Raw genomic sequence first — 1993 nt, forward strand, 5'->3', positions numbered from 1 at the left:
ACTAGAGTTAAATTCTAATTCTTTTATTGTGTTTTCATCAAATAAAGTTTGCTTATCTTTATCATATAAAACATAATCTTCACAAAAATATAAAGCTTTTAATAAATAGGGTTTTGAATCGATGTTGATGTTGTTGATATCTTCTAAAGATAGTTTTTGTATATAGGCTATTTTTAAATTATTGATTACTTGTATAGACATAAGTTTATAATTATTATATTCTTGATTAAAGTGATTAAGATTTTCTAAAAATATTTTATACTCATTGATATATTCTTTTTCATCTTGTATATTATCTAAATATTTAAGATTTTGATTGAAAATATTATTATTGTAAAAATTACAAGAAAAACTATCAAAATTAAATTCTTTTAACAAATTACTATTTTTATTATCTATAGAACATAAAGGAGCAAAGGAATTTTGTATGTTTTTGTAGTAGGGGTAGAGAGAGTGGGCGGTGGATGTTGCTTTTCCTCCTAAAGAAGTTATGTTTATTATGAATAGTTTTTTTGTTTTGGTTATTTTTTTAATTGTTGTTAAAATTCCTGATGGTGCTAAATAATACAAAGGTCTTTCATTGATATCTTTTATTAAATATTCTAGTATAATATTTCTAGAAGTTTCATTTTTAACAATATCTTTTAAAAAGTCTAATTCTTCTAGTGTCTGCCTTTTATGAAAATCATCTAAAATAACACTTTTTTCTTGCCAATCTCTAAAACCTGAAATTCTAGCTAAAAAATCTCCAAAATCATAAAGTCCTATATAACAATCTACAATACCATCTTTAATATCCTTAAGATGTTCCATTAATCCTTTATCTCTCATTTTCTAGCTTTTTTAATTTACAAAGAAGAAGTAAAACAATATTTATTAGTTTTCTAGCGAGAAGGATAATTGCTAATAAGTAAAGCACTACTAATAATCCATATTTGACAAAAAAATATCCACCAAAAAATATTATAATTAAAAGCATACTATCTGGAATAAGCAATAAATATATAAAAGTATCATATATCCAGTTTATAATCTTACTAGAAACACCATATTTACTTTTGCAATTTTTGCATTTTATTTCTAATTTGCCTGAGAATATATTCCAAATATTTTGTAATTTATTGATTTTTGTTTTACAAACTTCACATTCTTTATAAATAGACATTTATCGTATTCTCTATATCACTTTCTATAATTTCTTGTCCTTCTCTTAAGGCTTCTTTTATACTTTCTTTAATGTTAATAGTGGTATTGTTTTCATTATTAACACTAGTATTATTTTCATTTGCATTCATCTAAGGCCTTTTGGATTTTGTTTATTGTATCTTCTATAAAGATTGATACATTTTTGCGGTAATCTTTCCATTCTTTTCCGAGTGTCTTATCGAGAAGTTTTGAGCTATTTGGATCTAAATTATTAAATATATTATAGTTTTCTTTCATGTTTTGAAATATGAAATTTGTATCCTTAGAAGAACACAATTGATTGTTATGAAATAAAAGAAGACCTCGAATTGTTATTTTTGGATAGATTGCCATAGTTTTATACCAAGAACCCTTATCCAAATAGCCTATACTATCTAAATAATCATAAAATTCTTCATAGTGCTTTATAAATTTAAGTTTTTCTTTAAAAATTTGTTTTTCTAAATCTTTAGTAGAGGCTCTTAAGTTTAGGTATTTTTGTTTTTCATTTGAGTTTAAATTACTTATGAAATTAAGATAATTAAAATAAGTATGTTCTCTACCATGTAGAAAAATGAAAAGACCAATGTAGCTTTTAAGAGAAACTTCAAAGTACCTATCCTCAAATCCAAATAATTTAGCAACATTAAAATCAAAAATAGCCTTTTGCATTTTTGTATTTAAATCTTTAAAGTCTTCTAGTTTAGGCTGATAATCATCTACAATTTTAATCATATCTTTAGGACTTGGATTTAAAGTCATTTTTTCAAAAATTCTAAATTCTTGTTCTTTTTTAGGAAAATGATAC

2 protein-coding genes and 1 pseudogene are annotated in these 1993 nt (G+C 23.5%); all 3 read right to left on the reverse strand.

Annotation, left to right across the window (positions count from 1 at the left end; genetic code table 11):
* Positions 1-813: pseudogene (locus L8U98_RS08125) on the reverse strand (hypothetical protein); the annotation flags it as partial.
* A 338-nt stretch (positions 814-1151) separates the two neighbouring features.
* A complete protein-coding gene (locus L8U98_RS08130) occupies positions 1152-1295 on the reverse strand; it encodes a hypothetical protein (protein ID WP_263725476.1) in 144 nt (47 codons plus the stop codon).
* Positions 1282-1993 (reverse strand): Abi family protein (locus tag L8U98_RS08135; protein ID WP_263725475.1); only part of this gene is annotated, 712 nt, incomplete at its 5' end. The genes L8U98_RS08130 and L8U98_RS08135, both read right to left, overlap by 14 nt.

This window comes from Campylobacter sp. RKI_CA19_01128 (genome assembly GCF_025771175.1).
Classification (GTDB): domain Bacteria; phylum Campylobacterota; class Campylobacteria; order Campylobacterales; family Campylobacteraceae; genus Campylobacter_D.